Origin of the sequence: Azospirillum agricola, from assembly GCF_020005195.1 — a bacterium.
GTDB lineage: Bacteria > Pseudomonadota > Alphaproteobacteria > Azospirillales > Azospirillaceae > Azospirillum > Azospirillum agricola.
In genome coordinates, this window is sequence record NZ_JAIFZR010000001.1 from 255,413 (window position 1) to 280,881 (window position 25,469).

The following is a 25,469-nucleotide window of genomic DNA, read 5'->3' on the forward strand; positions in this document are numbered from 1 at the left end:
GAGGAAGGGCCGCCCCGTGAGGGACGGCCCTTGCTGCTTCATTCGCTGTCGCGGTCGCGCACGTCCTGACGGCGCTCCTGCATGGTCACCTCCCCGTGCCACCGCCGCGGATTTCCGCACATCCAGCAGCTACAGGAGGCGAGGTTGTCGGCGAGCCGCTGATGGCGTTGGCCGGGATAGTACCGCTTCGCCCGCGCGAGCATGCGCGCCCGATCCTGGCGACGCCGGGCGCGTTTCATCTCCTTGGACATTCTGCCTCTCAAGCACAACGCCCCGGTGCGCCCTGCCCAACGGCGGGCAGCGCTGCCGGGGCTATGTCGTCTTGATCGGCCTATCCTGCGTGCGGAAGGTCATGTCTGCCCATGCTTCACAACAAAGAAGACCGCCCTGTCAGGGACGGCCCTGGGTGTTCGGTGGCGCCCTCATGCGAGAAGGAAGAGGGGCTTACGCCGCCTCCTTGGTCCACTCGCCGCTGCCGTCCTTGGAGAATTTCGCATGCTCCATCACGGCGATCTTGTGCTCCAGCTCGTCGATCTCTCCCAGAAGATCGGCGATCTTCTCGGCAACCTCGTGCTTTTCGGCCTTCAAGGCGTAGAACATGCGCAGGGCTGCATCCGCCGGTCCGGGGATGGCCTTGTTCGGCTCGGCCTCCCAACGGGCCACGGAGCCGCGCCGGGTGCGCAGCGCACGGGCCAAGCCGTCCTGGGACAGGTTGAGCTGCGACCGCAGGAAACGGACCTCCTGCCCACGCAGCCGGGCCGGCGACGCGATGACGGCGCGGGCAATCGCCTCGTGCAGGCCGGTCGCGTCCGTGATCGAGAGCGATGGCCCATGCTTCCCTTCACGGACCCTGTAGCCGTCCTGAAGGTACACATAGTCCAACCCGCAGGCCGTGTAGTGGTATCCTTCAGTCATCGTATCCAATCCATCCATTCGACGGTCTTGACGAACACTTCGTTGTTGTCAGCGATGATGAGCGTGACCACGCCTGCGGTTCGCGTCCCAGGCATGCGCTTGACCATGATGACTTTCCATTCCCCGTCTTCCAGAACGGGAGCTCCTTCGACGGTTCCCTCCTGGAGTATCCGGTAGACGTCGCCCGCCAGGATCGACCGTTCCCCGATGCGGTCATACGCATGAAGCGAGATCTCGACGTTCTCCGTGTTCTTCGCCCTGTCCTTGATGACACGCTCCGCCTCGTTGGAGCGGAGGCGTGTCCAGTTTATGGGGCGCTGAAACGGTACGGGATCAGGCATTGCCCACACTCTGGTCGCTGTCTATGTACGAATATGATACATAAACAGCGTGAGTCAATGCGGCCCTGCATATTCGCGGGTGGCTCAAACACCGAAGGGCCGCCCGGCGAAGGACGGCCCTGTGGTCACCGCCGGCTGGGTGATTCAGCGGGGCTGGAGGTGATCGGCCATCAGGTCCGCCAGAGCGTCCTCGCCGATCCGCCCTTCGATCACGGCGACGATCCAGTGGCCGAGGTCCTCGTTGTCCTCGGCAACCCATTCGTAGCCGTTGAAATCCAGGAACAGCAGCGCGGCGGTGGCCGCCGTCCGCTTGTTGCCCTGCTCGAAGCAATGGTTCTGCGCGATGCCGCACAGAAGGGCGACGGCGAGCCTGACGACGTTGGTTTCGCCATAGGACCAGCGGTTCATCGGCTTCGCCGAGGCGCTTTCCAGGAAACCGCGGTCACGGACGAAGTGGTGCTCGCCGGTTTCCTCCACCTCGCGCCGGTTGATGGCTTCGAGATCGTCCGGCGTCAGCCAGAGCGGTTCACTTGGCAAGGTAGGCGCGGGTCTTGGCGATCCTGCCCATCACCTTCGCCAGCCGCTCGTCGAAATCGGCCTTGCCGGCGGCCGGCTTCGGCTCGAACGACGGCGCGGGGGAAGGGGCGGAGCCGGAGCGGCCATGGGAGTCCGCAGCAACCCCGGACTGGAAACCGTCATCCTTGGGCTTCCGAACGGCCATCATCCTCTCCTCGGCACGGGCGGTCGCGGGCGTCCGCAACCCTGTCCACGGTAGCATGGTGGTCTTCGCAACGCCACCGGGCGGGGTTGGTTCCGGCCGGCCGGGTCACATCCGCCGGGCGAACCAGACGACGCGGCCGATGATGTTCACCTCCTCGGCGGTGCGCTCGTAGCGCCCGTGGCGAGGATTGTCGGAGGAGATGGTGATCCGCGGCGGATCGCTGTTCGGCACGAACTCCAGGCGCTTCACCACCACGCCGAAGCCGTCCCACAGAGCGAAGACGCCCGGCGGCGACGGGAAGCGGTCCTCCAGATGGACCATCACCCGGTCGCCGGTGAACAGCGTCGGCTCCATGCTGTCGCCCTGGACCGGGATGATCCGGGCGGCCCCGTTGCCGATGCGCAGCTCCTGCCGCAGGTAGTCCGGCGGGAACTCCCACAGGCCGGTGATCCGCTCCGTCTCGCTGTAGCCGGTCCCGTCGTCGCTGGGGCGGTAGCCGAGCAGGGCCTCGCCGCCGGCGCCCATGCCGGCCCGCACGTCGATCTCCGGAATGGGAACGGTGTCGGCGGTTTCGGCGCCTGGCTGGCGCTCGGCGGGTGCGGACGGGGGGGCCGGCGGAGCGGAGGCGATGGCCGTCGGTCCCTGCCCGTCGCCGGTCAGCAGCCAAGCCGCCGACACCCCCAGGAGCGAGGCGTAGCGGTCGGCGACGTCGGCGCGCAGGCCGCGCTCGCCGCTCTCGTGCAGGGCGTAGGTCGGCTGCGGCACGCCGTGGCTGGCGGCGAACTCCTTGGCGGTCCGGTAGCCGGCCGCGGTGCGCGCGAGGCGCAGACGCTGTGCAATGTCACGCTTCATGCAGGTGAGCCTAAAGGTAAGCGGAGCTTACGCAAGCAGCGATAAATTGCGATACGCATGGGGTGGGCTTGACAGAAGAATTGCGTTCAGTCACTCTAGGCTGCATGAAAACCTTCATCGACATCATTGCCGAGTGGCCAAGCGACCAAGCCTTTGCCGAGGACGCCGGTGTGACCGCGTCGCTGGTGGCGGTCTGGCGCTGTCGAAACAGCGTTCCGGCCAACCGCTGGCGGAAGCTCGTGCGCGGCGCGGTGCTGCGCGATCTGCCGGTGACGCTGGAGGCTCTGGCAATCGCCGCCGAGGACCGGCCGAACTGGACCCGTCGCGGCCGCTCGGGGCGCCGTGGTGCCCGCAGGCCGCCGGCTCGCCGGTCCCGCAGGGCCGCGGCGCCTCGGGGGAGTGAAGCCCAAGGCGCCGCCGGCTGAAACCGTGCCGGCGGCGGGTGCGAACCGTCCCGGCACATGAGGAAGGAGGATCGGGTTGAGTGCCTTCCCAGAGCAGATTTGCCGCATCGCCCGATCCGGGGCAACGCGCGCGATGGTGGTGCGGCCGGTGCAATCGGTGCATGTCCTCGCGCGAGCGTGGTCAGTACGCGAAGGGGGTCGGTACTGCCGACATCCTTGGCGGTCACATGCCTTTACACAGGCATGGTCAATGGGCTGCCGGCCTGCGGGTCGCCCGCTCCGCCAGCACCCTCACGCGCCCCTTCAGCGCCAGCAGGTCCCGGCGCTCGCCAGCCGGCAGCAGCTCGGCCATCAGCGTCATGCGGGCCAGCACCTCCTCGGTGTGCCGGGTGAAGTCGGTTCCCAGGCTGTCGGTCATCGTCGGGGTCTCCATCCCGGTTGGGCCGGTGCGGCCGATGGCTTCGGAAAAAACGCCCGTCCGAAGACGGGCCAAGTCCTCAACGTCAACGACGAGGCGTCCGCCTCCCCGTGTCCGAACCATGGCATGGGGAGTTGTGCCGGATGCATCACAACCAGCAGGTCAATCCGCCAATGTCTGTGACGGATCAGGCACTGATCGACGAGGCGCGGGAGTGGCTGCGCGACGCCGGGGACGGCGCGCCGACCACCAAGGCGTCGCTGACCCGCGCGGCGAAGGAGCTGGGGATCAGCTTCAACCGCGCCTGGGCCATCTACTACGGCCGCGTCGAGCGGCTGTGGGCCGCCGAGTACCTGTCGATGAAGGCCCGAGCCGAAGCCGCTAAGGCCCGGAGGATCGTCCGACTGAAAGCCGAAATTGCCCGACTGGAGACCGTGGATGCCGCTATCACCGCCCGCCTGGATGCTGCGGCTGTATCAAGCCTGGGTGCGGTGGCGGATCAACCGGCTGCGGCGGCGCCTGCTGAAGCAGGAGAACCGGAAATGACCGGCCGGGGAGCGCGCCCCTGATGCACATCCATCCCGTCGCCGACCTGCCGGTCGAGCCGGCGCCCGGCTCCGCGACGCTGAACGAGAAGCGCCTGCGCGTCGTCATCGACGCCTGCCGCGCCGACACGCCGGAGCAGCGCAAGCGGCTCGTCACCACGCTGTACGAGGACGGGATCCTGTCGATGGACGAGACGGCGGCGCTGTTCGCCCGGCTCGGGCTGGCGGAGGCATGATGCGGGACACCGGCCTTCTCGACCGGGCGCGCTCGGTCCCGCTGTCCCAGGTGGCGGCGAAACGCCTGCGGCTGGCCAAGGCCGGGCGCGAGTTCAAGGCGTGCTGCCCGTTCCACGGCGAGAAGTCGCCGAGCTTCTTCATCAACGACCGCAAGGGCTTCTTCAAATGCTTCGGTTGCGGCGCCTATGGCGACGTGATCGACCTGCTGCGCCGCCTGGACGGGCTGGACTTCGCCGCCGCCGTCGAGACGCTGGCGGGCGAGCGCCCGGCGCTCCGGCGCAACGGCGCGCTCGACTTCGAGCGGCGGCTGGTGGAGGCGTCGCAGGAATACACGGCCGGCGAGGGCCGGGCATGGGAACCGGACGAGGAGGAGCGTGCCCGCATGGAGCACGCCCGCTCGATCTGGTTCAACGCCCGCCCGGTCGCCGGCACGGCGGGCGAGGCCTATCTGCGCTGGCGCGGCGTCCGTCTGCCGCTGCCGCCGACCCTGCGCTTCGCCCCGGCGATGTGGCACAGCGGCGCGCGGCGCGAATTTCCGGCGCTGGTCGCCGCGATGCAGGACTCCATCGGCACCATCACGGCGGTGCAGCGCGTCTACCTGACGCCGGACGGGCGCGGGAAGCTGGACGTGGCGCCGCGCAAGAAGGGCAAGGGACCGATGCGCGACGGCGCGGTGCGTCTGGCGCGGCCGGGCCGGGTGCTGGGGCTGGCCGAGGGGATCGAGACGGCGCTGTCGGCGCGCCAGATCTACAGCCTGCCGGTCTGGTCGGCCAACGGCGCCGGGCGGATGCACAGCGTCGCCCTGCCCGAGGGGGTGGAGCATGTCGTGCTGTTCGCCGATGCCGGAGAAACCGGACTCGCCGCCGCCCGGCGGGCCGCCGACGCCTTCGCGGGGCGCGGGCTGCTGGTGGACATCGAGGCGCCGCTGGAGGGCGACTGGAACGATGTGCTGATGGCGCGCATGGCGGTGGCGGCATGACCAACGTCACGCCCCTGCCGAAGCCCAAGCGCATCGAGCCGTTCGAGATCGTCTATCCGTCGCAATGGGCCGGGCAGAAGGCGCCGCCGCGCGACTGGGTGATCGACGGGGCCGCCCTGCGCGGAACCGTGTGCCTGTTTTCCGGCGACAGCGGGCTGGGCAAGTCGCTGCTGATGCAGCAGTTGCTGACCTGCGCGGCGATGGGCCTGCCCTGGCTCGGCATGACCGTCGATCCCTGCAAGACCTACGGCATGTTCTGCGAGGACTCCATCGACGAGCTTCAGCGGCGGCAGGAGGACATCAACCGCTACCTGGGCGTCGATGCCGGCGACCTGGAACTGCGGATGGCGATGACCTCGCGGGTCGGCAAGGACAACCGGCTGATGACGTTCGATCATCGCCGCAACATGGGCAGCACGACGCCGCTGTACGACCAGCTCCGCACCCACGTGCTGGACCAGGGGGCGCAGATCGTCGTGGTCGACACGGCCGCCCAGGTCTTCGACGGGATCGAGATCAACCGGGGTCAGGTGACGAACTTCGTCAACGCGCTGGCCCGCATCGCCATGGAGATCAACGGCACCGTCATCCTCACCTCGCACCCCAGCACCCAGGGCATGCAGAGCGGCTCCGGCACGTCGGGCTCGACCGCCTGGAAGGCCACCGTGCGCTGCCACATGTACCTGAAGCGCCCCAAGGGCTGGGACGAGGAGGACGAGGAGCAGGCGGACGACCGCGTGCTCAAGACGATGAAGTCGAACTACGGCAAGGCCGGGGCCGGGGTGAAGCTGCGCTGGGTGGAGGGCGTGTTCACGCCGATGGACGCCCCGCAGCCGACCCGCAGCCTGATCGACCGCATCGACGCCGACAACCGGCTGGTCGAGGCCCTGCGCTACCTCGTCAAGCAGGGCAACCGGATCGCCATGGATCCGAACAGCCGCACCAGTTTCGCGAACCGCGCGCGCGACCTGCCATCCTGCAAGGACCTGAAATGGCAGTTCATCGCCGACGCGCAGGTTCGCCTCATCGACGCAGGGAAGATCGTCGCGGTGGAGATGGGGCCTCCCTCCCGCCGCTTCGTCTACCTTCGTACCCCGGATACCAAGTATTCGGGGGAACAAGCGGGGGAAACCGGAGAATGAGCATCCCCGCTTCCGGCAGGACCGACCGATCCACAGTGATTCCCGCTGCCGGGTCACCCCACGCATATGCCGACCGCGACGTGTCCTTGGCCGTCCGGGCGTGTGCGCTTCGTGCCGACAATAGGTCAGTATTGCTGCTTGTTCACCCCCTTCGCACCCCCTTCGCACGGGGGGTTCGCAGGGGCTTCGTACCCCCCTTCGTACCCCCTTCACAGGGGTTCGCACCCCCCTGTTCGCACCCCCCTATCTCCCTGCGGGAGATATACGGGCGTAGGGCGCTATTGGCGCGCCCTGCCCGTACCAACCGACGAGAGGAGCGATTGCCATGACGAACTCCCGTGAGCGTCCGGTGCTGGCGATTGCCGGGCCTCCCGCCTTGGCGTCGTCGGGGCAGACTTGGCGAGATGCCGGGAGCCCGGCTGCATGACCGCTGCGACCGCTCCGGCCGGCGCCGTGCTGCGGCCCGCCAACGACGTTCCCGCTGCTGGCGGCGCGGCCGACGCCCGCCGGCCGATGGATGCGGAGGCGCTGGCGATCTGGGCTGTCCGCGACCAGAAGGCCGACCGCACCGGCGGCGTGCTGTTCGACATCGAGGCGGCGGTCGACCGGCCGGATTGGGAGCCGCGCGGCTCCAGCCGCGACGGGGTGGCCGAGATGCTGCGCCGCCGGGAAACCGGCTGCGGCCGCATCGATGGGGGAGGGGCCATGCGCGGCGTCCAGCCCCGCATCCACCCCGATGCCGAGGCGGTGGTCGAAGCGATCCGTTCGATCCGGGACCGGCGCCAGCGGGGGCTGGTGTTCGAGTTCGCGCAGATGGGCGACCGGCCCGACTGGTCGAACGGCTCGCAGATGCTCGTCCCGGTGCCCGTGCCGGAGACCCAACGCGGCGCCGTGCGGCATGTGATCGCCTCGGAGTGGGAGACGCAGCCGCTCCGGTCGGAGCTGCTGCGCGACCTGCACGCCCGTGGACACCGCATCCTTGACCCGTACGGCCGGCACCGCTTTCCGGCGACCGAGAACGGGTTCAGCTACCGGACGCTCGATGATGGCCGGCGCCAGGTGGCGGTGCGCTGGTGCCCGGTGGAGCCCTATCCCAGCGACGCCTGGATCGCGAACACCAACGCACTCTACGCGGCGTGGCACGCCGGCATGGCGGCGCTGGAGGCGACCCTGCGCCGGGTGGCGCTGCGGGATCATCGCTGCACCGGCTTCACCGCTCCGGCCGACCCGTGGGGGTGAGCCGCTTTGGTCCTAGCAACGGGGGCGGACGGAGAAGCAGCGTCATGCCTCCCACGGGGCTTCCCTGTTCAGCAGGGCGCGAAGCCGCTCGATGTCCCCAACCGGCTCGCCGAGCATTTCCAGGAAGCGCCTGTGGCTCTCGTCAACCAAGACAGAGGGGATCATACCGGCTGGATGTTCGTCCTGATCCAAGTCGCGAACTCCTCCTCGGAGGCGGTGCCGTCGGCGACGCCCATCATCGTCTGGTAGGCGTCGGCGTCGGAGGCCGTCAGCCTGTAGCCGTTGTCCAGGAGGAACAGCAGGACGATGACGAAGGCCGTCCGCTTGTTGCCGTCCACGAACGGGTGGTTGCGGGCGATCCCGAACCCATAGGCGGCGGCGAGGTCGGCCGCATCGGGCTGCCCGTAGGCGATCAGGTTCTCGGCACGGGCAAGCGCCGATTCCAGAAGGCCGAGGTCGCGGACGCCTTCACCACCGCCATGCTCGGCCAGTTGACGATCATGCACGGCCAGCGTCACGCGCAGCCCGACGAGTCGCCAGGAGGTCATTTCGCCAGTTCGTGCAGGACGTTCCGGCGTTCGCGCATCAGACCCTCCGCGAGTTGCATCTGCCGCTCGAACTCGGGATCGTAGGGCGTGACCTTGTACCCGTCCGGGGTCTCGGTCAGGTACAGGGTGTCACCCTTCTCGACTTTCAGCTTGGCGGTCACCTCTTTTGGCAGCACGACACCGACGGAGTTCCCGATGGTCGTGACCTTGAGCGCAAGCATGATGTTCACCGTTCCCATGTTCGTACATCCGTTAGAACTATGGAATGGTGCTGCTTCCGTGTCAACGTGACCTCCGTCACCCAGCATGGAAAGCTTCTTCCTGACATTGTTAACAATTTAGCAATGATTTCCTATCAATAATTGACTCGCAACACCGCTTGAGGTGTGACTGAGCCGAACCCCGCCGGAGAGATCCGTTGCGGGGTTTCGTCATTTTCGGGGATCACCATGGACAACCTGCCGATCCCCGACGTTGGGGACACCATCGTTCGCCTCGCCGGTCTGTCGCCGGCCGCCCAGGTCGCCGCCGTCATCATGCTCGGCCTGATCGGGCTGGCCTGGGTCATCACCCGTCGACCCCAGCCCGGTCCCAGCAACGAGACGTTCCAACTCGTCATCGCCGCGCTGACCGAACAGGCCAAGGCGACGAACGCCCTGGCCGAGCAGGTCGAGCGCATCGTCGAGCAGAACGCCGACATCATCGCCCGCCTGCCGGTCAAGACGATGGAGCCCGCCTGATGCTCAACTCCCCCGCCGACCGCATCGCCCTGGCCGCTGCCCAGATCGACGCCCTGACCGCCGCCTATGCCCGCGCCTCCGACATCGTCCGGCCGCTGATGGGCGACGTCCCGGACGGTCACATCGCCGTCGGCGCCATGGACGGCTTCGTCGCGGTCATCCCGCAGCCCGTGGAGGCCTGACCCATGGCGCCGCGCCTCCGCTCCCTCCGCTCGCCCCTGGCCATCCTCGACACCCGCACCGGCACCGCCCTGGCGCCCACGGTGTCGGAACAGGACCGGAAGCGTCGTTTCGACGAGACCCGAGGGTCGGCCCGTCAGCGGGGCTATGACCGTGACTGGGAGAAGCTGCGCGACGCCATCGTGATTGAGCGCGGCTGCCGCTGCGCCCTCTGCGGCACCGTCGTCGTGCTGCGCAAGCGCGAGGCCACGGCCCTGACGCCCGTCGCCGAGGTGGACCACATCACCTCGATCCAGGAAGCCCCCGAACTGCGCCTGGAGCGCTCCAACCTCCGCGTCCTCTGCCGCCCCTGCCACTCGGCCCGTACCGCCCGCGATCAGGGGTTCGCGCGGGGCTGACCCTGCCCACCCGACTGGCACGCGCATTGCAACCAGGGGTAGGGGGTGGTCGAAAGTCTGGGAGGCGGTCTGCCGGAGGACCGCAGCCCTTCTCATTCAGAGTTTTTTTCCCGCTGGACGAATTTGAGGTGCGCACTTTGCGGTGCGCATGACGGCCGATGGCGAAGCGCCAAGACATCGATTGGACGGCAATCGAGGCTGAATATCGGGTCGGAAAGCTGTCAAATCGCCAGATTGGGGACCGTTTTGGCGTGTCGGAAAGCGCCATCCGGAGCCGCGCGAACAAGGAAAAATGGGTGCGCACTGCGCGCGAAAGTGCGCACCAGAGTGCGCACCTGCCGGTCGTGGAAATCCTCCCGCCGATCGACCGGACGGCCCGGTCGATACCCCTGGCTGAGCGTCGTGACAGCGTCGAGCATGCCCGCGAGATCGCCGGCCGGATGCTCGATGAGCTGGACACGGTCACGTCGCATGTTGGCGAGCTGGAGCAGCTGATCGAGATCGAGACGGCCGACGACGAGAACGGCCGGCGCCGCGCCGCGATGATGAAGGCGATCAGTTTGCCGGCTCGATCTATGACGCTGAAGACCATCGTGCAGGCTTTGGCGGTCGCCAAAGAGGTTGCCGGCGTCGGCACCGGCGGCGGCAAGAAGGCGGAGGCCCAGGCCAAGGCCGAGGAAGCCGCCAAGCCCGGCAACAAGTTCGCTCCCCCGGCGCCGCCGCGCCTCGCCGTCGACAACACGAAGGGCTGACGCATGCAGTGGACCACCGCCTGCCCTGACTGGGAACGGCGCATCGTGGCCGGCGAGTCGCTGGTCCCGTGCCCGCCGCTGTTCTCGACGGAGGCCGAGGCGGCGCTGCGGATCTTCCGCGCGCTGAAGCTCGTTGACGTCCCCGGCAGTCCGACGATGGAAGAGGCGTGCCGGGAGTGGGTGTTCGACCTCGTGGCCGCCATCTTCGGCGCCTACGACGCGGAGACCGGCCGGCGGCTGATCAATGAGTTCCTGCTGCTGATCAGCAAGAAGAACAGCAAGTCGACCATCGCCGCCGGGATCATGGTCACGGCGCTGCTCCGCAACTGGCGGGAAAACGCCGAATTCATCATCATCGCACCGACGATCAAGGTCGCCCAGAACTCCGCCGATCCGGCGATGGCGATGATCGGCGCCGACCCGGAATTGCTCGAAATCCTTCGGCCGATTCCGCACCTGAAGACGATCGAGCATCGGACGACCGGGGCGACGCTGAAGATCCTGGCGGCCGACAGCGACGTCGTCACCGGCAACAAGGCCACCGGCGTCCTGATCGACGAGTTGCACGTCTTCGGCACGCGGGCGAACGCCGAGGCGATGCTGCGCGAGGCGCGCGGCGGGCTGACCAGCCGGCCGGAAGGCTTCGTCATTGCCCTGTCGACGCAGGGCGAGGAGCCGCCGGCCGGCGTCTTCAAGAAGTGGCTGGATCGCTTCCGCAACATCCGCGACGGGAAGCTGACCGCTCCGAAGTCGCTGGGCATGCTCTACGAGTTCCCCAAGGCCATGCTGGAGGCCAAGGCGCACCTCCGGCCGGAGAATTTCTACGTCACCAACCCCAACATGGGGGCGTCGGTCGATGAGGAGTTCCTGCTCGACGAGTATGGCAAGGCCCAGATCGAGGGCGAGGGGTCCGTCCGCGGCTTCCTGTCGAAGCACCTGAACGTCGAAGTCGGCATGAACATGGGCTCCGACCGCTGGGCCGGCGCCGACTTCTGGGAGGCCTGCGGAGACGCGGCGATCACCCTGGATGCGATCCTGGCGCGGTGCGAGGTGGTTGTCGTCGGGATCGACGGCGGCGGGCTCGACGATCTGCTCGGCCTGACCGTGCTGGGGCGTTGCCGGGAGACGCGGCGTTGGCTGATCTGGTGCCACGCCTGGGCGCACAAGATCGTGCTGGACCGCCGGAAGGAGATCGCGCCCCGCCTCCTCGACTTCGAGAAGGACGGCAACCTGACCATCGTCACCGACCCGGCCCAGGCCGTCACCGAGCTGGCCGACGTCGTCATGCGGGTCGAGCAGGCCGAACTGCTGGCCGAGCAGGGAATCGGCGTCGACGCCGCCGGCATCGGCGAGATTGTCGACGAGCTGACCGGGCGCGGCATCGCGCTGGACCGGATCATCGGGATTTCGCAGGGCTGGAAGCTGAATGGCGCCATCAAGACGGCCGAGCGCCGGCTGGCGTCGGGCACCGCGGCGCACGGCGGGCGGGCGATGATGGCGTGGTGCGTCGGCAACGCCCGCATCGTCCAGGCCGGCAACGCCGTCTCGATCACCAAGCAGGCCAGCGGAACGGCCAAGATCGACCCGCTGATGAGCACGTTCAACGCTGTGGCGCTCATGGCGACCAACCCGGCGGCGCGCGGCCCCTCGGTCTACGCGACCCGCGGCCTGCTGATCCTGTGAGGCGCTGATGGGCTTGTTCGACTTCTTCCGCGCCGGCCGGGCGCAGGGCGGCCAGCGGCCCCAGGCGAGCGGCGGGCAAGCTTTCACCGGCCTGGACGATCCGAGCTTGCTGGAGTTCCTGCGCACGGGCGGCGTCGCCGGCACCACGGTGTCGGTGGAGGAGGCGTTGCGGAACTCGGCCGTCTTCCGCTGCGTCGATCTGGTGTCGAGCAGCATCGGCATGCTGCCGATCGTCCTCATGCGCCGGGAAGCCGGCTCCGTCGTGAAGGACGAGGACCACCCGCTGTTCGATTTGCTCGCCTACCAGCCGAACGGCTGGCAGACGGCCTTCGAGTTCAAGCAGCTCATGCAGGCCTGGGTGCTGGTCCACGGGAACGCCTATGCCATCATCGTGCGGACCGGCGCCAGGATCACGCAGTTCATTCCGGTCGACCCCTGTCGGGTCCGGGTGCGGCAGATGCCCGACCTGTCGGTGCGCTACGAGATCACCCGCGCCGACGGGACGCAGGGCACCTACGAGGCGCGTGATGTCCTGCATCTGCGCGGCTTGTCGCTGAACGGCCTGACGGGAATGTCCCGCGTCCAGAAGGCCGCCGAGACCATCTCGCTCGCGCTCCAGTCCGGCCGCGCCGCGGAGCGCATCTTCCGCAACGGCATGATGGTCGGCGGCAACCTGAAGCACCCCGGCAAGCTGGGGCCGGAGGGGAAGCAGTTCCTCCGCGACTCGTTGACCGAGATCCACGCCGGCCCGGAGAACGCCGGCAAGTGGATCATCACCGAGGAGGGCATGGAGGCCAAGCCCTTCGCCAACACCGCCAAGGATTCCCAGTTGGTCGAGGCCCGCGCCTCGCTGGTCGAGGAGATCGCCCGCGTCTTCGGCGTGCCGCGCCCGCTGATGGGAGTCGACGACACGTCCTGGGGCTCGGGCATCGAGCAGTTGAGCATCCTTTTCGTCCGCTACGGCCTGGCGCCATGGTTCCAGGCCTGGGAGCAGGCGATCACCCGATCCTGCATCCCCCTCCCGGATCGCGGGACCGTCTTCCCCGACTTCGACGAGACCGAGCTGCTGCGCGGCACACTGAAGGATCAGGCCGAGTTCTTCGCCAAGGCGCTGGGTGCCGGCGGCCAACGGCCATGGATGGAAGTCAACGAGGTCCGTGAATCGGTCGGCCTGGGCCGGCACGCCGACGGCGGCGGCCTCGTCAGTGCAGGAGAAAACCGCAATGTCGCTCCGTAATCTCCCGGTCGCCCAGGCGTTCGAGCGCCCCGAGGGGCTGCACTGGGATCCGCCATCCGACGCGCTGGAGCGCTGGTCCGCCACGGCCTCGGCGGCGGCCGACGAGCCCGGCACGATCAGCATCATGGACGTCATCGGCGTCGATTGGTGGACCGGCGAGGGTGTCACCGCCAAGCGCATTTCCGGCGCGCTGCGCGCGATCGGCGCCAAGCCGGTGACGGTCAGCGTCAACAGCCCCGGCGGCGACATGTTCGAAGGGCTGGCCATCTACAATCTGCTGCGCGAGCACCCGGCCGAGGTGACCGTCAAGGTGATGGGGCTGGCCGCATCGGCGGCCTCCATCATCGCCATGGCCGGCGACCGCATCGAGGTGGGGCTCGGCTCCTTCCTGATGATCCACAACGCATGGGGCTCCGTCGTCGGCAACCGCCATGACTGGCGGGCCGCCGCCGACACCTTCGAGCAGTACGACGCGGCGATGGCCGACATCTACGCCGCGCGCACCGGCCAGACGGTCAAGGCCGTCGCCCAGCTGATGGACGCCGAGACCTTCATGCGGGCGTCGGAGGCCGTCGACAAGGGCTTCGCCGACGCCACCTTCAACGACCCCGCCCCCTCTTCCGACGGCGCCACCGCGCGGGCCGAGCTGTCCGCCCGGCGCCGTCTCGACGCCCTTCTCGCCAAGGACGGCCTGCCGCGCTCCGAGCGGCGCCGCCTGATGCGCGAAGCCCTCGGCACGTCCAGCGCTGCCGAGCCCCCCGCCACGCTCCGCGCTGGCTTCGATCCCGCCGCAGCCCTGCGGCTTCTCGAAACCATTCGATCCTGAAAGGACGACATGAAGATGCTGACCACCCGCAAGCGCGGGATCGCATCGGTGCGCGCGGACGCGACCACCGATGCCAACACCATCCTGGCCAACCTACAGAAGGCATTCTCCGAGTTCAGGACGGAGCACGGCGAACAGATCAAGGAGATGAAGAAGGGCTTCGACGACGTCGTGAAGGTGGAGAAGGTCGACCGCATCAACGCCGCCGTCACCGACATGCAGAAGGCTCTCGACCAGACGAACGCCCAGCTGGCCGCCCTGAAGCTGAACGGCACCGGCGGCGGCGACAACGACCCGGCGCGCGCCGAGCACGCCAAGGCGTTCGGCCAGTTCTTCCGCAAGGGCGTCGACGCCAACCTGCGCGACCTGGAGGTGAAGGCGAAGCTCAACACCCAGAGCGATCCGGACGGCGGCTATGTCGTGCCGGTGGAGATGGAGTCCGGAATCGACCGCGTGCTCGGCACCATGTCGTCGATGCGCTCCGTCGCCACCGTGCGCTCGATCGGCGCCGCCGCCTACAAGAAGCTGGTGAACGTCGGCGGCGCCACCAGCGGCTGGGTGGGCGAGAACAGCGGCCGGCCCGAAACCGCCACGCCCCGGCTGATCGGCCTGGAGTTCGGCATGAAGGAGCTGTACGCCCAGCCGGCCGCGACCCAGACCATGCTCGACGACGCCTCCATGAACATCGAGCAGTGGCTCGCCGACGAGGTGTCGATCGAGTTCGCCGAGCAGGAGGGCGCCGCCCACATCAGCGGCAACGGCGTGGACGAGCCGCGCGGCCTGCTGTCCTACGACAAGGTGGCGAACGCCGATCACGCCTGGGGCAAGCTGGGCTTCGTCGTCTCCGGCGGCGCGGCGGGCTTCGCCGCCTCCAGCCCGTCGGATGCCTTCCTCGATCTGATCTACGCCCTGAAGCGGGGCTACCGTCAGAACGCCTCCTGGCTGATGAACGACGCCACGGTGGGCAAGATCCGCAAGTTCAAGGACGGTCAGGGCAACTACCTGTGGCAACCGTCGGTGCTGGCCGGCGAGCCCGCCTCCTTCATGGGCTACCCGCTGGTGGACGACGACAACATGCCCGACGTCGCGGCTGGCGCCTTCCCGATCGCCTTCGGCGACTTCAAGCGCGGCTACCTGATCCTGGACCGGGTCGGCGTGCGGGTGCTGCGCGACCCGTTCACCAGCAAGCCGAACATCCTCTTCTACACCACCAAGCGCACCGGCGGCGGGGTGCAGAACTTCGAGGCGTTCAAGCTGCTGAAGATCGCCGCCTGATCCTCGGCGGCCTTCGGGCCGCCGCATCCCCTTTTCCAGGCCTGAAGGAGGGCCTTCCATGCGCGACCTGATGAACAGCATCGCCCCGAAGCGGGCGATCTCCCCGGCGGCTGCCGTCACCGACAACACGCCCATCGTCTCCCAGATCATCGACATGCTGGGCTATGGCAGCCTGACGTTCCTGATCCTCACCGGCGCCCTGGCCGATGCCGACGCCACCTTCACCGTGCTGGTCGAGCACGGCAACGCCGCCAACCTGTCCGACGCCGCCGCGGTGCCGGATGTGGATTTGCTCGGCACCGAGGCCCTGGCGAGCTTCACCTTCGCGGACGACGACAAGGTGTTCAAGATCGGCTACGTCGGCATCAAGCGGTATGTCCGGCTGACCGTGACGCCGGCCAACAACACCGGGAACAGCTTCGTCTCGGCGGTGGCGTTGCTCGGCCACCCGGCGATGTTCCCGACCAGCAACCCGCCGGCCTGACCCTGACGGGGCGCCCGCTGTGGCGCCCCCTCGCTCCGGAGCGTCCCGCATGACCGTCGTGACCCTGGACGAGGCCAAGGCGCACCTCCGCGTCGATGGCGACGCCGATGACGCCGACATCACGCTGAAGCTGTCGGCGGCGGAGGGCGCCGTCGCGCAGCACCTCGACCGGCCGCTGCCCTGGCAGGACGGCGAGGGCGCCGAGGTGCCGGTGCCCGACCCGGTGAAGCTGGCGATCCTGCTGGTGCTCGGCGACCTCTACGCCAACCGCGAGGCCGCCATCATCGGCGCCACCCACGTCAAGAACTCCACCGTCGCGTGGTTGCTCGACCCGTACCGCCGGATCACCTTCGCATGAAGACCGCCGGCGCGGGCGACCTGGATCAGCGGATCCGCATCGAGGCCAAGACCCGCGTTGAAGACGAGGGCGGCGGCGCGGCGGAAGGCTGGGCGCTGGTCGCCACCGTCTGGGCGCAGGTCTGGCCGGTCTCCGGCCGCGAGCGCGCCGAGGCGCAGCAGGTCGAGGCCACCACCATGATGCGCTTCAAGGTCCGCCGCCGGGCCGGTCTCGACGCCGGCATGCGCATCGTCTGGCAGGGCCGGGCCCACAACATCCGGTTCGTCGCTGATGCCGGCCCGCGCGTCCCCTTCCTCACCATCGATGCCGAAGCGGGAGTCGCCCTCTGATGGCCAAGAGCACCGTCTCGGGCGCCCGCTCGCTGCGCGCCGCGCTGCGCAAGCTGCCGATCGACATCAAGGCCGACGTCGCCCAGGCCGTCGCGACGGCCGGTGCGGCGATCCACGCCGAGGCCGTGGCCGCCGCCCCCGGCGCCGAGCATCCCTACGCCACCGGCAAGCTCAAGCGGAAGCTGCGCCTCCTGATCAGCCGGGACGGCCTCCAGGCCCGCGTCGGCTCCTGGGGCAAGCGCCGGATCCGTCACGTCCATCTGGTCGAGTTCGGCGCGGCGCCGCACGACATCGTCATGCCCGAGGGCGGGGTGATCCATCACCCCGGCGCGCCGGCCCAGCCCTTCCTCTTCCCGGCCTACCGCCGGCATCGCGCCGCCAGCCTCAAGCGGATTCGCGCGGCCGTGCGCGACGCCCTGGCCCGTGCCGCCCAGCGGGGTGGGAAATGACCGGCGCCTCCTGGCCCCTGCAAGTCGCGATCCTGGCGGCGCTGCGGCCGGCGCTCGCCCCGGTCGCTGTGCTTGACGACGTGCCGCAGGGGCGGGCCTTCCCCTACGTCGTCATCGGCGAGGACGTGACGACCCCCGGCCCGCTGGTCGACGCCGACGCCGAGGAGATCGACGCGACGCTCCATGTCTGGAGCCGTTACGCCGGCCGCAAGGAGGCCAAGAAGCTGATGGGCGCCATCAAGGCTGCCCTGCACGACCAGCCACTTCCGGTCGTCGGCCATGATCTCGTGCTGCTGCGCTTCGCCTTCGAAACCCTCTTCCTGGAGCCGGACGGCCTGACCCGTCACGGCGTCCTCCGCTTCCGCGCTCTGCTGCTGCCGAGCGCCTGACCCTCTTCGGCCCCCGCTGCCGGAGTTCAGCCGCCCCATGGGGCGGCTTTTTTCATGCCTGAAAGGAGCGTCCCCATGGCCAAGGCCATTTCCACCGCCAAGATGAAGGTGTACGTCGAGGCGGGCACCGAGTGCGACACGCTGTCCGAATACGATGCGCTGACCTACGTGCGCGTCGGCATGCTGCTGGACGTCGGCGAGTTCGGCGCGCAGTACCAGGAAGTCACCTACACCACTATCGACGAAGGCGTCGTCCGCCGCCTGAAGGGCGCGCTCGACAACGGCACGTTCTCGCTCTCCACGGCTCGCGTCCCGGAAGATGTTGGGCAGGCCGATATGCTCGAAGGGCTGGACAGCTACGAGAACGTGAACATCAAGGTCGAGCTGAACGACAAGCCGACCGGTGTCGGCGCCAAGCCGACCCGCTTCTACTTTCCGGCGAAAATCTTCAGCTACAAGAACCAGTTCGGCGACGCCAACCAAGTCGTGAAGGCGAACATCAACATCGGCATCGACGGCTTCATCATCGAAGGCGCCCGCGTCACGGGCAGCTGACCGGCTCTCTCGGCCGAGAGTGGGCGGGCGCTGCTGTCGGGGCGGCGCCCACCCTTTTTCCCGACACCCCGGCAATCCCCTCCAAATCTCAAGGATCCCCGACCATGTCCAAGCTCACCAAGGGCGAAGTCACCATCACCCTCGCCGGCACCGATTACACCCTGAAGCCGACGCTCCAGGCGTTCAGTGTGCTGGGCAGCCGCTACGGCAACCACAGTGCCCTGTTGGGCAAAATCTTCGCGGGGGACGTCCCCACACTCACCACGGTGCTGCGCCAGGGGTTGGGCTTCAACGACCAGCAGGCCAAGAAGCTGCCGCAGATGATGTTCGCCAGCGGGGTGCCGTCGCTGATCGAGCCGGTCAGCAACTACGTGTTCCGCCTCTTCAACGGCGGCAAGTCGGCCGAAGAGGTGTTGGCCGAGCAATCCGCGGAAGATGTGGCGGCCGACCTGTCTGCCGATCAGGAGGGTGACGAAGGCGAGGAAAACCCTCTGCTGGCCGGCGCCTGACGCTGGCTGAGTACGGGGATCTGCTGTTCGGCTACGCCACCGGTTGGCTTGGATGGACGCCTGGAGTCGCACTCCGGGCGTCCATCTTCCACATCGAGGCGGCGCTGGACGCCAAGATCGATTTCCTGGAGAAGACCAATCCCTGGGGCGCGGAGAAGGAGGAGACCCCTTCCGCCGAGTCCGAGGAAGAAGCGGCCGATCGGCTCTTGGCCATCCTGCGCAGCAGTCCGCGCTATCGGAAGCCTGAGTCGTGATCCTGCCCGGAGCCTGATCCATGGCGGAACTCGAAGGTCTTTACGTCACGCTCGGTGCCGATGCCAGCGGGCTCGACCGGGGCATGCGCTCGGCCGAGCAGTCGGTGAACCGGGCCGAGCGCGCCGTCTCGACCTCGCTCGGGCGCATGGATCAGGCGATGAGCCGGCTCGACCGGTCGGTCGCCGTCGTCGCCCAGCGGCTCGGTCAGTTCGCCGCGGTCGCCGGCATCGCTGGGGTCGGCGCCCTGGCCGCCAAGACCGTCGACTACGCCGAGGCGTGGACGCAGGTCGGCAACCGGCTGCGGCTGGTGGCCGGCGACGCCGCCGAGCTGAAGGAAACGCAGGGGCAGCTGTTCCAGGCGTCCCAGAAGGCTGGCGTTGCCATGGTGTCGGTGGTGGACGTCTACAGCCGCGCGGCGCAGTCGGCGGGCGAGCTGGGGGCCAGTCAGCAGCAGCTCACCCGCTTTGCCGGCGGTGTGGCCCAGGCGCTCGCCGTCTCCGGCACCAGCGCCGACGCGGCGGCCGGGGCCATGCAGCAACTTGGGCAGTTGCTCGGCTCGGCGCGCGTCCAGGCCGAAGAATACAACTCGGTGCTGGACGGCGCCCCGCGCATCGCCAAGGCCGTCGCCGACGGGCTGACCGAGGCCGGTGGCTCAGTCTCGCGCCTGAAGCAGCTGATCAACGACGGCAAGGTCTCCAACAAACAGTTCTTTGACGCCTTCCTCGGGCAGATCCCGAAAATCCAGGCCGAGTTCGAAACCGCCGTCCCAACCATCGGCCGGGCGCTGACCACGCTCGACAACGCGATGGGCAAGCTGATCGGCGAAGCCAACGAGGCGGCCGGAGCCACGACCGCCCTGGCGCGCGGCCTGACCACGCTGGGCAACAACCTCGACTCCGTCGTCTCCGTCGCGACGCAGGTCGCCCTGGCGCTGGGCGGCATCGCCGTCGTGCGCATGGTGCCGTCCGGCATGGCCGCACTCACCCGCGCCATCGACGACCAGAAGGTAGCGCTCTACGCCAAGGCCGTCGCCACGGCGGAGGCCGCCAACGCCGAGCAGCTGGCCGCTGCGCAGACGTTGATCTCGACCCAGCGCGCCCAGGCGACCACCGCCGCCACCCTGCGCGCGGCCGAGGCGGAGTATGCGGCCAAGGCGGCGATGGCCGGCACAACGGCCAGCAACATCGCGGTGGCCGAGGCGTCGCTGCTCCAGGCCAAGGCCAAGACGCAGCTCACCACCAACATCTATGTGCTCAACCGCGCCCTGGCGGCGGAGCGCGATGCCGAGGCCGCCGTCATCATGGCGCGCGAAGCCTCGATCGTCGCCGACACGGAAAAGATCGCCTCGCTCGCCCGGCTGCGCGCAGCCCAGCTCGCCGCTGCCGCTTCGGGGGAGGCGGTCGCCGTGGCCGATGCGCATCTGACCGCCGCATCGGCCGGCGCGCAGGCGGCGTCCGTCGCCCTGGCGCAGCGCGCCTCCCTGCTGTCGGTCGCCTGGGGCGCGGCGAAGTCGGTCGGGGCCGGGCTGCTGGCTCTGGTCGGTGGCCCTTGGAACGCTGCCATGCTGATCGGTGGAGCGGCGGTCTATTACCTTGCCACCCGCACCAGCGAGGCGGAGAAGGCGCAGGAGCGCTACAACCGCGTCGTCTCGGAGGGACGGCAGCGCGTGCAGGAAATGACGTCGGCGACGCGGGAGCAGGCCAACGCCCTGTTGGAGAAGCAGCGCAACGAGGTGGCCGCCGCCCAGGCCGCCGCGGACGCCGCCGCCGCGCGGGTCGCCACCCTACAGAGCTTGGTCGCGGAGGCGCGGGAGGACAGCAACTCCGGCGGCACCGCCGGTCTGTTCGCGTCCCTGTTCGGCACCGGCGGCGACGGTGGCGTCGCGCGCCTCGAAGCGCAGCTCGCCGCCGCGCGCAAGGAGGTGGCCGCAACCGCCGCCGCGCTCGATGGGCTCCAATCCGTCGGGCAGAAGACCGGCGACGCGGTCGGGCTGGAGCTGGCCAACAAGCTGTCGCGCGGGTCGAGCGCGTTCAACACGCTGAACATCGCGGTCGGCGACGCCATGAAGCAGGCCGGGTTGCTGGTGCAGTCGGGCCGGCTGATGACCAACGAGCAGGCCCAGACCGAGAAGTCGGTGACGGCCCTTGGGCAGGCGCTCCAGGCCGGGGCCGGGTTCCTGCGGACCTATGGCACGAACGCCGATCAAGTTGCCGGCATCATGGCGGCGCTGAAGCTGAAGATCGACCCGGTTGCGTCGGCGGTGGCCGACATGAACCGTGAGATTGCGCAGCTTGGCTCGGCGGAGGGGGCCGCGCGGACGGCGCTCACCATGCTGCAAAGCGTCAACAAGGCGCGCGCGGAGAAGGGCGAACCCCTGCTCACCACCGTCAGTCCCGAATACCTCCAGATGCTCGACAAGGCGCGGGAACTGGAAACCGCCCGCGTCCAGGCGGCGACCGATGCCCGCGCCAAGGTGCTCGACCTCGACACGCGGATCACCAGGGCCCAGGCCGCCGGCAACGCCACGCTGGCCGCCGAGCTGACCCGTCAAAAGGCGGTGGAGGAGCTGGTCGCGCGCGGCGTCGACCGGAAGGTCGCGGAGAAGAACGCCGCGCAGGATTACGCCGTCGCCATCGCCGGGGCCGGGGCCGCCGCCGGGCAGGCGGCCAAGGAGATCCTGTTGGCGGCCGACGCGCAGATGGTGATGGCGCAGGCCGCCGGCCTGGGCGAGGCCGCGACCAGGGCGGCGACCCAGGCGACCAAGCTGGCGCAGGAGGCGGCGAAGGCCGGCGGCAACGTCGCGGCGGTGCAGGCCGCGAACCTGCGGGAAGAGGCGGCGGCGCTCGTCGCCATCCGCAACGAGACGGTGCGCGGGCTGGAGCTGGAGACGGCCAACACCAACGCGCTGACGCTCGCCATGGCGGCCGGGGGCGAGGCGGTCCGCATCGCGCAGGAGGAGGAGTACAAGCTCACCCTCACCCGCAAGCTGGGCGCCGACGCGACGGTCGCCGGGACCAAGGCGCAGCAGGCCCTCAACGATGCGCTGGACGCCTACCGGAAGAATCGGGCGGCCAACGACAACAACCGGCTGGAGCAGGCCCGGCAGAGCGCCAACGACAATCTGGCGCTCGCCGAGCGCGAGCTTGAGCTTATGGGGCAGGCCGAGCCGGTGCGCGAGCGCGCGCTGACCACCCTGCGCAACCAGCAGGAGGCGGCCCGCAAGGTCGCAGAACTGGGCGAGGACGGAGCCCGCCAGTGGCTCGAATGGCAGGAGCAGATCGCCGACAAGCGGGCGATGATCGATTACCTGAAGTCGGTTCAGGCCACGGCCAAGGAGATTTCCGGCGACATTTCGGAGGCGCTGTACGACCGGCTGATGGACCCGTCCAAGGCGACAAGCGTGGTGGACGTCTTCAGGTCCATCTTCAAGCGTATCGCGGTCGCCGCTCTGGAAACCCAGGTCGTTCTGCCCATCGTCACCCAAGTGGTTGGGGCGGCCCCCGGCTTGTTCGGGCTCTCGACGCCATCTGGCGGTTCGGTGGGTTCAGGGGCGCAGGCCAGCGGCGGTGGCCTCCTCGGCACCGCCACGAACGCGGCCAGTCTGGCCAGGAACGGCTGGTCGATCTTCAATGGCGGGGCGGGGCTGGCGGCGACGCAGACGGCGGGTAGCTTCGCGACTTCGGGCTTCGGCTCGGCGCTCGGCCTGTCGCAATCGGCTGTCGGCGTCATCCCCGAAGCCGTCGTGGCCGGCGACATGATGCTGACGGGTGCCGGCAACAGCTTTGTCGGCGCCGCCGGCACCATCGGCGCGGCGGCGCCCTACGGCATGATCGGCGGCTTCGGTGGGTCGCTCATTTCCAACCAGTTCTTCGGCGGCAGCAAGATCGCCGGGGCTGCGTCTGGCGCGGCGCTCGGCGCGGGGTCAGCGTTTGCGGCCGAGGCCATTCTCGGCGCCGGGGCGGCGGGCGGTCCGTGGGGCATCGCCGCCGCCGCCGTGATCGCTGCGGTGATGGCGGCGCTGGGCAGCCAGAAGCCATCGGTCGGCCCGAATGCACAGGGCAACGTCGTCTATCAGGACGGGCGTTACGTCCAAGGCCCGAGCGCGGCGGACAACGGGGGCGACCCCAGCAACGTCAAGACGGTAACCGGTGCCGTCGCGCAGGGCTTCAACGCCTTGGCCGATACCTACGGCCTGACGCTGAAGGCGCAGAACTATGGGTATTGGGAGGGCGGCACCGACAAGGCAACCGGCAACGGCGTCCACAACGACCCGAAGGAGCTGGTGCGGCAAATCCTCGCCGACGCGACGGCTAGCGACCCGAACAGCGCCGTCGCCAAGGCGCTCGCCAACTCGACCGTGCGCGCGTCCGGCGACCTGGAGGAGATCCAGAAGTATCTCGACGTCGCCGCCAAGATCGACAACGCCACCGCCGCCTTTGCCAGCCTGTCCACCACGCTCGATCAGGTGCGGGCGAGCGCCAAGGCGGCGGCGGCGGACGGCTTCAAGGCTGTCGATGATGAGATCAAGACCGCCGACACCATCGGCCTTGGGGCGGGGTATCGCGACAGCCTGGAGGATTCGATCCGCAGCACCTTCGAGGGCGCGGCGCAGAGCTGGACGCCGCTCGAAACGGCCATGGCGCAGCTCAATGGGCAAACCGATGCCTGGATCGAGGCGGTTGCCCGCTGGAACGTCGGCATCAGTGAAGCCGAGATCAGGGCGGACGCTGCGGCGAAGGCCGAAAAGCTGCGGGCGCAGGCCGTGGCCGAGTACACGGCCAGCCTCTACGACGCGCAGGGCCGCTCCTACCTGACCAACCTGAGCACCATCAACAGCAGCCGCGACACGGTCCGGCGCAACCTCGCCGCTGTCGGCGTGGGCGACGCCGCCGGCAAGGCTGACACGCTGGTGACGGCCCAGCTCACCAGCGCACTGTCGGGGCTCAACCTCGGGCAGCTCGCCGACGTCACCCGGACGCTCGGCGGGGAAATCGGTACGCTGGCCGAGAACATGCGGCAGGCCGGTCAGGCTGCCGCTACCGCCGACCTCACTGTGCGCGCGCTGCGGGCGCTGGGTGAGGGCGGTGCGGCCGACAGCTACGCCCAGGCGCTCGCCGACCAGCGGGACGTCGCCCAGGCCGTCACCGACGGCATGAGCGACGCCTACATTGCCGGGCTACAGTGGGTTCAGGGGATCGAGGCGGTCACGAGGGCGACCGAGCGGGCGGCGCAGGCCGACAATGCCCGTGCCGACATCTTCACCCGCGCCGTCTCGGCGTCGGGCAATTCGGTCTGGGCCGCCACCCTGCGCTTTGACCAAGACGCCGCCCGGCAGCGCCAGGACGCGTGGAACAATGGGCTGCGCGGCCAGGACTTGACCAACCTGGACACGGTGCTCGCCGCCGAGCGCGCCCAGACCATCCTCGACACCGCCAAGCAGGCGTACACGGCCGAGGTGGATCGTCAGATCCAGGCGATCAACGACAACACGCAATCGGCGCGCGACGTCGTCAGCGCCACCGGTCAGTTCGTCAAGTCGGTTCGGGACGCCCTCCAGGATCGCCTGCTGAACGACAGCATCAGCCCGTTGTCGGCTCGGGAGCGGCTGGAGGAGGCCCGGCGGCAGGTCGAGGACGTCTATGCGAAGGCCGTAGGCGGCGACGAGGACGCACGGTCGCGGATCATCGGGCTGCTCAACAGCCGCGACGAGATCGCTCGTGGTTTCTTCGAGAGCACGGACAACACCGATTTCTGGGACAGCCAGCGGAAACTCGAAGCTCTGGGGCTGACGGCCGGCGAGCAACTGGACAGTGCCGAGCAGACCGTGAAGATCGCCGATGCCCAACTCAAGGAGTTGCAGGCTGCACGCACCGCCGCCCAGAACCTCGGGCAGAAGCAGCTTTTCAGTCTGGACCAGCTCCACGCCACGATGATCGAGGCGAACGACAACAACCTGAAGGCCTTGACGGGCCTGTCGTCGATCATCGCGCCGACACAGCCGGTCGCCCCGGACAAGGGCGGCACGACGGCCACGCAACAGGCGGCCGAGTGGATGCGCCAGTGGTTTGCGCAGTATGACGTCTTGGTGGCGCAGAACAACGCTGGCCAGTTGTCGGCGGCGGAACTCAACGCGCGCGGCTCGGCGTTGCTCCAATCCAAGGTGGATTACGCCAACGCCCTATCGCTCGACCCGGCTCTCTGGAACGCCGTCATCGGTGCGGCGTCTGCGGGCTCCGACCAGGGCAAGACGGCGGCGTGGCTGCGTCAGGTGGCGCACGACAAGGGGGTGCCCACCTTCGCGCTGGGCGGCATCATCCCGCACATCCCCGGCGTCTCAATCCCCGGAGTCGACTCCGTGCCGCTGATCGGCATGCCCGGCGAGGGCGTCGTCAACCTGCGCGGCATGGGCGTGCTCGGCGCCGACGGGCTGGCCGCGCTCAATGCCGGCCGCTGGCCTGCCAATGACCGGTGGAGCGGCAACGTCACCGCCTTGCGCGCCAGCGGGGGCGGCAGCACGGCCAGCCTGGAGCAGCGCTTCGACCGGGCCGTCGCGATCCTGGAGCGCATCGCCTCCGCCATCGAGAGCGGCGACGCTGACAACGTCGCCGCGACCGGCGAGGTTGCCGCCGCCATCACCACCTTGGCCCGCCAGACCGGCCGCGCCGCCGACCCGGTCGGCTCCCGCCGCCGCACCGTCAACGGGTGACGC

At 69.0% G+C, this 25,469-nt stretch carries 31 protein-coding genes; 22 read left to right on the forward strand and 9 right to left on the reverse strand.

The annotated features are described in order from the left end of the window. Positions 1 to 38 precede the first annotated feature (38 nt). The 6 genes from JN22_RS00965 to JN22_RS00990 form a co-directional block, all read right to left on the reverse strand. Positions 39 to 251, reverse strand: coding sequence for a hypothetical protein (locus JN22_RS00965; protein ID WP_085552125.1), 213 nt, complete (start codon positions 249 to 251; stop codon positions 39 to 41). A 193-nt stretch (positions 252 to 444) separates the two neighbouring features. Beyond that, positions 445 to 915 (reverse strand): helix-turn-helix domain-containing protein, encoded by a 471-nt coding sequence (locus tag JN22_RS00970; protein WP_143268083.1) that lies wholly within the window; start codon positions 913 to 915, stop codon positions 445 to 447. Further along, positions 912 to 1,256, reverse strand: a complete 345-nt coding sequence (locus JN22_RS00975; RefSeq protein ID WP_085552127.1) for a DUF4258 domain-containing protein — start codon at positions 1,254 to 1,256, stop codon at positions 912 to 914. The genes JN22_RS00970 and JN22_RS00975 overlap by 4 nt, the downstream gene beginning before the upstream one ends. Before the next feature lie 144 nt (positions 1,257 to 1,400). Next, positions 1,401 to 1,793, reverse strand: coding sequence for a type II toxin-antitoxin system death-on-curing family toxin (locus tag JN22_RS00980; RefSeq protein ID WP_085552128.1), 393 nt, complete (start codon positions 1,791 to 1,793; stop codon positions 1,401 to 1,403). Beyond that, the gene (locus tag JN22_RS00985) at positions 1,783 to 1,980 is read right to left on the reverse strand and encodes a hypothetical protein (protein WP_085552129.1); all 198 of its coding nucleotides are present in this window, start codon (positions 1,978 to 1,980) and stop codon (positions 1,783 to 1,785) included. Before JN22_RS00985 ends, JN22_RS00980 begins: the two co-directional genes overlap by 11 nt. Positions 1,981 to 2,082: 102 nt before the next feature. Further along, a complete protein-coding gene (locus tag JN22_RS00990; RefSeq protein WP_085552130.1) occupies positions 2,083 to 2,829 on the reverse strand; it encodes an XRE family transcriptional regulator in 747 nt (248 codons plus the stop codon). Between the two features lie 104 nt (positions 2,830 to 2,933). Between JN22_RS00990 and JN22_RS00995 the strand changes: the two genes are divergently transcribed. Continuing rightward, positions 2,934 to 3,254 (forward strand): hypothetical protein, encoded by a 321-nt coding sequence (locus tag JN22_RS00995; RefSeq protein WP_085552131.1) that lies wholly within the window; start codon positions 2,934 to 2,936, stop codon positions 3,252 to 3,254. 226 nt (positions 3,255 to 3,480) lie between these two features. On the opposite strand, the gene JN22_RS01000 is transcribed toward JN22_RS00995, so the two are convergent. Beyond that, positions 3,481 to 3,651, reverse strand: coding sequence for a hypothetical protein (locus JN22_RS01000; protein ID WP_179166007.1), 171 nt, complete (start codon positions 3,649 to 3,651; stop codon positions 3,481 to 3,483). Positions 3,652 to 3,794: 143 nt separating this feature from the next. On the opposite strand from JN22_RS01000, the gene JN22_RS01005 reads away from it, so the two are divergent. The 5 genes from JN22_RS01005 to JN22_RS01025 all read left to right on the forward strand — a co-directional run bounded on the left by JN22_RS01005 (position 3,795) and on the right by JN22_RS01025 (position 7,793). Next, positions 3,795 to 4,220 carry a hypothetical protein gene (locus tag JN22_RS01005; protein ID WP_143268084.1) on the forward strand — a complete coding sequence of 142 codons (426 nt, stop codon included), beginning with the start codon at positions 3,795 to 3,797 and terminating at the stop codon, positions 4,218 to 4,220. Further along, positions 4,220 to 4,432, forward strand: a complete 213-nt coding sequence (locus tag JN22_RS01010; RefSeq protein WP_085552134.1) for a hypothetical protein — start codon at positions 4,220 to 4,222, stop codon at positions 4,430 to 4,432. The genes JN22_RS01005 and JN22_RS01010 overlap by 1 nt, the downstream gene beginning before the upstream one ends. Further along, complete coding sequence (locus JN22_RS01015; RefSeq protein WP_085552135.1) at positions 4,429 to 5,412, forward strand: DUF7146 domain-containing protein; 984 nt, start codon at positions 4,429 to 4,431, stop codon at positions 5,410 to 5,412. Before JN22_RS01010 ends, JN22_RS01015 begins: the two co-directional genes overlap by 4 nt. Beyond that, a complete protein-coding gene (locus JN22_RS01020; protein WP_085552136.1) occupies positions 5,409 to 6,554 on the forward strand; it encodes an AAA family ATPase in 1,146 nt (381 codons plus the stop codon). Before JN22_RS01015 ends, JN22_RS01020 begins: the two co-directional genes overlap by 4 nt. A 423-nt stretch (positions 6,555 to 6,977) precedes the next feature. Next, positions 6,978 to 7,793 (forward strand): hypothetical protein, encoded by an 816-nt coding sequence (locus JN22_RS01025; protein ID WP_223677504.1) that lies wholly within the window; start codon positions 6,978 to 6,980, stop codon positions 7,791 to 7,793. A 161-nt stretch (positions 7,794 to 7,954) separates the two neighbouring features. Here JN22_RS01025 and JN22_RS01030 read toward each other — a convergent pair whose 3' ends face one another. Both JN22_RS01030 and JN22_RS01035 read right to left on the reverse strand, forming a co-directional pair. Further along, positions 7,955 to 8,341, reverse strand: coding sequence for a type II toxin-antitoxin system death-on-curing family toxin (locus JN22_RS01030; RefSeq protein ID WP_085552137.1), 387 nt, complete (start codon positions 8,339 to 8,341; stop codon positions 7,955 to 7,957). After that, on the reverse strand, positions 8,338 to 8,580 hold the full coding sequence (locus JN22_RS01035) for an AbrB/MazE/SpoVT family DNA-binding domain-containing protein (protein WP_223677505.1): 243 nt from the start codon (positions 8,578 to 8,580) through the stop codon (positions 8,338 to 8,340). Before JN22_RS01035 ends, JN22_RS01030 begins: the two co-directional genes overlap by 4 nt. 210 nt (positions 8,581 to 8,790) lie before the next feature. Between JN22_RS01035 and JN22_RS01040 the strand changes: the two genes are divergently transcribed. From JN22_RS01040 to JN22_RS01115, 16 genes are all read left to right on the forward strand, one after another. Further along, complete coding sequence (locus JN22_RS01040) at positions 8,791 to 9,081, forward strand: hypothetical protein (RefSeq protein ID WP_085552138.1); 291 nt, start codon at positions 8,791 to 8,793, stop codon at positions 9,079 to 9,081. After that, positions 9,081 to 9,263 (forward strand): hypothetical protein, encoded by a 183-nt coding sequence (locus JN22_RS01045; RefSeq protein ID WP_085552139.1) that lies wholly within the window; start codon positions 9,081 to 9,083, stop codon positions 9,261 to 9,263. The genes JN22_RS01040 and JN22_RS01045 overlap by 1 nt, the downstream gene beginning before the upstream one ends. Positions 9,264 to 9,266: 3 nt before the next feature. Next, entirely contained in the window at positions 9,267 to 9,659 is a 393-nt protein-coding gene (locus JN22_RS01050; protein WP_085552140.1) for an HNH endonuclease, read from the forward strand. A 158-nt stretch (positions 9,660 to 9,817) separates the two neighbouring features. Beyond that, positions 9,818 to 10,411 carry a terminase gene (locus JN22_RS01055; RefSeq protein ID WP_223677506.1) on the forward strand — a complete coding sequence of 198 codons (594 nt, stop codon included), beginning with the start codon at positions 9,818 to 9,820 and terminating at the stop codon, positions 10,409 to 10,411. Between the two features lie 3 nt (positions 10,412 to 10,414). Next, the gene (locus tag JN22_RS01060) at positions 10,415 to 12,094 is read left to right on the forward strand and encodes a terminase large subunit (protein ID WP_085552141.1); all 1,680 of its coding nucleotides are present in this window, start codon (positions 10,415 to 10,417) and stop codon (positions 12,092 to 12,094) included. A gap of 7 nt (positions 12,095 to 12,101) precedes the next feature. Beyond that, on the forward strand, positions 12,102 to 13,331 hold the full coding sequence (locus JN22_RS01065; RefSeq protein WP_085552142.1) for a phage portal protein: 1,230 nt from the start codon (positions 12,102 to 12,104) through the stop codon (positions 13,329 to 13,331). Next, positions 13,318 to 14,157 carry a head maturation protease, ClpP-related gene (locus tag JN22_RS01070; protein WP_085552143.1) on the forward strand — a complete coding sequence of 280 codons (840 nt, stop codon included), beginning with the start codon at positions 13,318 to 13,320 and terminating at the stop codon, positions 14,155 to 14,157. The genes JN22_RS01065 and JN22_RS01070 overlap by 14 nt, the downstream gene beginning before the upstream one ends. 9 nt (positions 14,158 to 14,166) lie before the next feature. Then, positions 14,167 to 15,432 carry a phage major capsid protein gene (locus tag JN22_RS01075; protein ID WP_085552144.1) on the forward strand — a complete coding sequence of 422 codons (1,266 nt, stop codon included), beginning with the start codon at positions 14,167 to 14,169 and terminating at the stop codon, positions 15,430 to 15,432. A 58-nt stretch (positions 15,433 to 15,490) separates the two neighbouring features. Then, positions 15,491 to 15,916 (forward strand): hypothetical protein, encoded by a 426-nt coding sequence (locus JN22_RS01080; RefSeq protein WP_085552145.1) that lies wholly within the window; start codon positions 15,491 to 15,493, stop codon positions 15,914 to 15,916. Positions 15,917 to 15,965: 49 nt separating this feature from the next. Next, positions 15,966 to 16,274, forward strand: a complete 309-nt coding sequence (locus tag JN22_RS01085) for a head-tail connector protein (protein ID WP_085552146.1) — start codon at positions 15,966 to 15,968, stop codon at positions 16,272 to 16,274. Beyond that, positions 16,271 to 16,603 carry a phage head closure protein gene (locus tag JN22_RS01090; protein ID WP_085552147.1) on the forward strand — a complete coding sequence of 111 codons (333 nt, stop codon included), beginning with the start codon at positions 16,271 to 16,273 and terminating at the stop codon, positions 16,601 to 16,603. Before JN22_RS01085 ends, JN22_RS01090 begins: the two co-directional genes overlap by 4 nt. Beyond that, positions 16,603 to 17,052, forward strand: coding sequence for an HK97 gp10 family phage protein (locus tag JN22_RS01095; RefSeq protein WP_143268085.1), 450 nt, complete (start codon positions 16,603 to 16,605; stop codon positions 17,050 to 17,052). The genes JN22_RS01090 and JN22_RS01095 overlap by 1 nt, the downstream gene beginning before the upstream one ends. Further along, positions 17,049 to 17,441 carry a DUF3168 domain-containing protein gene (locus tag JN22_RS01100; protein WP_143268086.1) on the forward strand — a complete coding sequence of 131 codons (393 nt, stop codon included), beginning with the start codon at positions 17,049 to 17,051 and terminating at the stop codon, positions 17,439 to 17,441. Before JN22_RS01095 ends, JN22_RS01100 begins: the two co-directional genes overlap by 4 nt. Before the next feature lie 75 nt (positions 17,442 to 17,516). Further along, entirely contained in the window at positions 17,517 to 17,996 is a 480-nt protein-coding gene (locus JN22_RS01105) for a hypothetical protein (RefSeq protein ID WP_085552149.1), read from the forward strand. Positions 17,997 to 18,100: 104 nt separating this feature from the next. Continuing rightward, positions 18,101 to 18,505: a hypothetical protein gene (locus tag JN22_RS01110; RefSeq protein ID WP_085552150.1), complete on the forward strand. Its 405-nt coding sequence runs from the start codon at positions 18,101 to 18,103 to the stop codon at positions 18,503 to 18,505. 274 nt (positions 18,506 to 18,779) lie between these two features. Continuing rightward, positions 18,780 to 25,466, forward strand: a complete 6,687-nt coding sequence (locus JN22_RS01115) for a tape measure protein (protein WP_085552151.1) — start codon at positions 18,780 to 18,782, stop codon at positions 25,464 to 25,466. Positions 25,467 to 25,469 lie beyond the last annotated feature (3 nt).

Bases quoted from the DNA above. Each gene is read 5' to 3' on its own strand.
- JN22_RS00965 (WP_085552125.1), bottom strand. From the start codon at position 251: ATGTCCAAGGAGATGAAACGCGCCCGGCGTCGCCAGGATCGGGCGCGC.
- JN22_RS00970 (WP_143268083.1), bottom strand. From the start codon at position 915: ATGACTGAAGGATACCACTACACGGCCTGCGGGTTGGACTATGTGTAC.
- JN22_RS00975 (WP_085552127.1), bottom strand. From the start codon at position 1,256: ATGCCTGATCCCGTACCGTTTCAGCGCCCCATAAACTGGACACGCCTC.
- JN22_RS00985 (WP_085552129.1), bottom strand. From the start codon at position 1,980: ATGATGGCCGTTCGGAAGCCCAAGGATGACGGTTTCCAGTCCGGGGTT.
- JN22_RS00990 (WP_085552130.1), bottom strand. From the start codon at position 2,829: ATGAAGCGTGACATTGCACAGCGTCTGCGCCTCGCGCGCACCGCGGCC.
- JN22_RS00995 (WP_085552131.1), top strand. From the start codon at position 2,934: ATGAAAACCTTCATCGACATCATTGCCGAGTGGCCAAGCGACCAAGCC.
- JN22_RS01000 (WP_179166007.1), bottom strand. From the start codon at position 3,651: ATGACCGACAGCCTGGGAACCGACTTCACCCGGCACACCGAGGAGGTG.
- JN22_RS01005 (WP_143268084.1), top strand. From the start codon at position 3,795: ATGCATCACAACCAGCAGGTCAATCCGCCAATGTCTGTGACGGATCAG.
- JN22_RS01010 (WP_085552134.1), top strand. From the start codon at position 4,220: ATGCACATCCATCCCGTCGCCGACCTGCCGGTCGAGCCGGCGCCCGGC.
- JN22_RS01015 (WP_085552135.1), top strand. From the start codon at position 4,429: ATGATGCGGGACACCGGCCTTCTCGACCGGGCGCGCTCGGTCCCGCTG.
- JN22_RS01020 (WP_085552136.1), top strand. From the start codon at position 5,409: ATGACCAACGTCACGCCCCTGCCGAAGCCCAAGCGCATCGAGCCGTTC.
- JN22_RS01025 (WP_223677504.1), top strand. From the start codon at position 6,978: ATGACCGCTGCGACCGCTCCGGCCGGCGCCGTGCTGCGGCCCGCCAAC.
- JN22_RS01030 (WP_085552137.1), bottom strand. From the start codon at position 8,341: ATGACCTCCTGGCGACTCGTCGGGCTGCGCGTGACGCTGGCCGTGCAT.
- JN22_RS01035 (WP_223677505.1), bottom strand. From the start codon at position 8,580: ATGGGAACGGTGAACATCATGCTTGCGCTCAAGGTCACGACCATCGGG.
- JN22_RS01040 (WP_085552138.1), top strand. From the start codon at position 8,791: ATGGACAACCTGCCGATCCCCGACGTTGGGGACACCATCGTTCGCCTC.
- JN22_RS01045 (WP_085552139.1), top strand. From the start codon at position 9,081: ATGCTCAACTCCCCCGCCGACCGCATCGCCCTGGCCGCTGCCCAGATC.
- JN22_RS01050 (WP_085552140.1), top strand. From the start codon at position 9,267: ATGGCGCCGCGCCTCCGCTCCCTCCGCTCGCCCCTGGCCATCCTCGAC.
- JN22_RS01055 (WP_223677506.1), top strand. From the start codon at position 9,818: ATGGCGAAGCGCCAAGACATCGATTGGACGGCAATCGAGGCTGAATAT.
- JN22_RS01060 (WP_085552141.1), top strand. From the start codon at position 10,415: ATGCAGTGGACCACCGCCTGCCCTGACTGGGAACGGCGCATCGTGGCC.
- JN22_RS01065 (WP_085552142.1), top strand. From the start codon at position 12,102: ATGGGCTTGTTCGACTTCTTCCGCGCCGGCCGGGCGCAGGGCGGCCAG.
- JN22_RS01070 (WP_085552143.1), top strand. From the start codon at position 13,318: ATGTCGCTCCGTAATCTCCCGGTCGCCCAGGCGTTCGAGCGCCCCGAG.
- JN22_RS01075 (WP_085552144.1), top strand. From the start codon at position 14,167: ATGAAGATGCTGACCACCCGCAAGCGCGGGATCGCATCGGTGCGCGCG.
- JN22_RS01080 (WP_085552145.1), top strand. From the start codon at position 15,491: ATGCGCGACCTGATGAACAGCATCGCCCCGAAGCGGGCGATCTCCCCG.
- JN22_RS01085 (WP_085552146.1), top strand. From the start codon at position 15,966: ATGACCGTCGTGACCCTGGACGAGGCCAAGGCGCACCTCCGCGTCGAT.
- JN22_RS01090 (WP_085552147.1), top strand. From the start codon at position 16,271: ATGAAGACCGCCGGCGCGGGCGACCTGGATCAGCGGATCCGCATCGAG.
- JN22_RS01095 (WP_143268085.1), top strand. From the start codon at position 16,603: ATGGCCAAGAGCACCGTCTCGGGCGCCCGCTCGCTGCGCGCCGCGCTG.
- JN22_RS01100 (WP_143268086.1), top strand. From the start codon at position 17,049: ATGACCGGCGCCTCCTGGCCCCTGCAAGTCGCGATCCTGGCGGCGCTG.
- JN22_RS01105 (WP_085552149.1), top strand. From the start codon at position 17,517: ATGGCCAAGGCCATTTCCACCGCCAAGATGAAGGTGTACGTCGAGGCG.
- JN22_RS01110 (WP_085552150.1), top strand. From the start codon at position 18,101: ATGTCCAAGCTCACCAAGGGCGAAGTCACCATCACCCTCGCCGGCACC.
- JN22_RS01115 (WP_085552151.1), top strand. From the start codon at position 18,780: ATGGCGGAACTCGAAGGTCTTTACGTCACGCTCGGTGCCGATGCCAGC.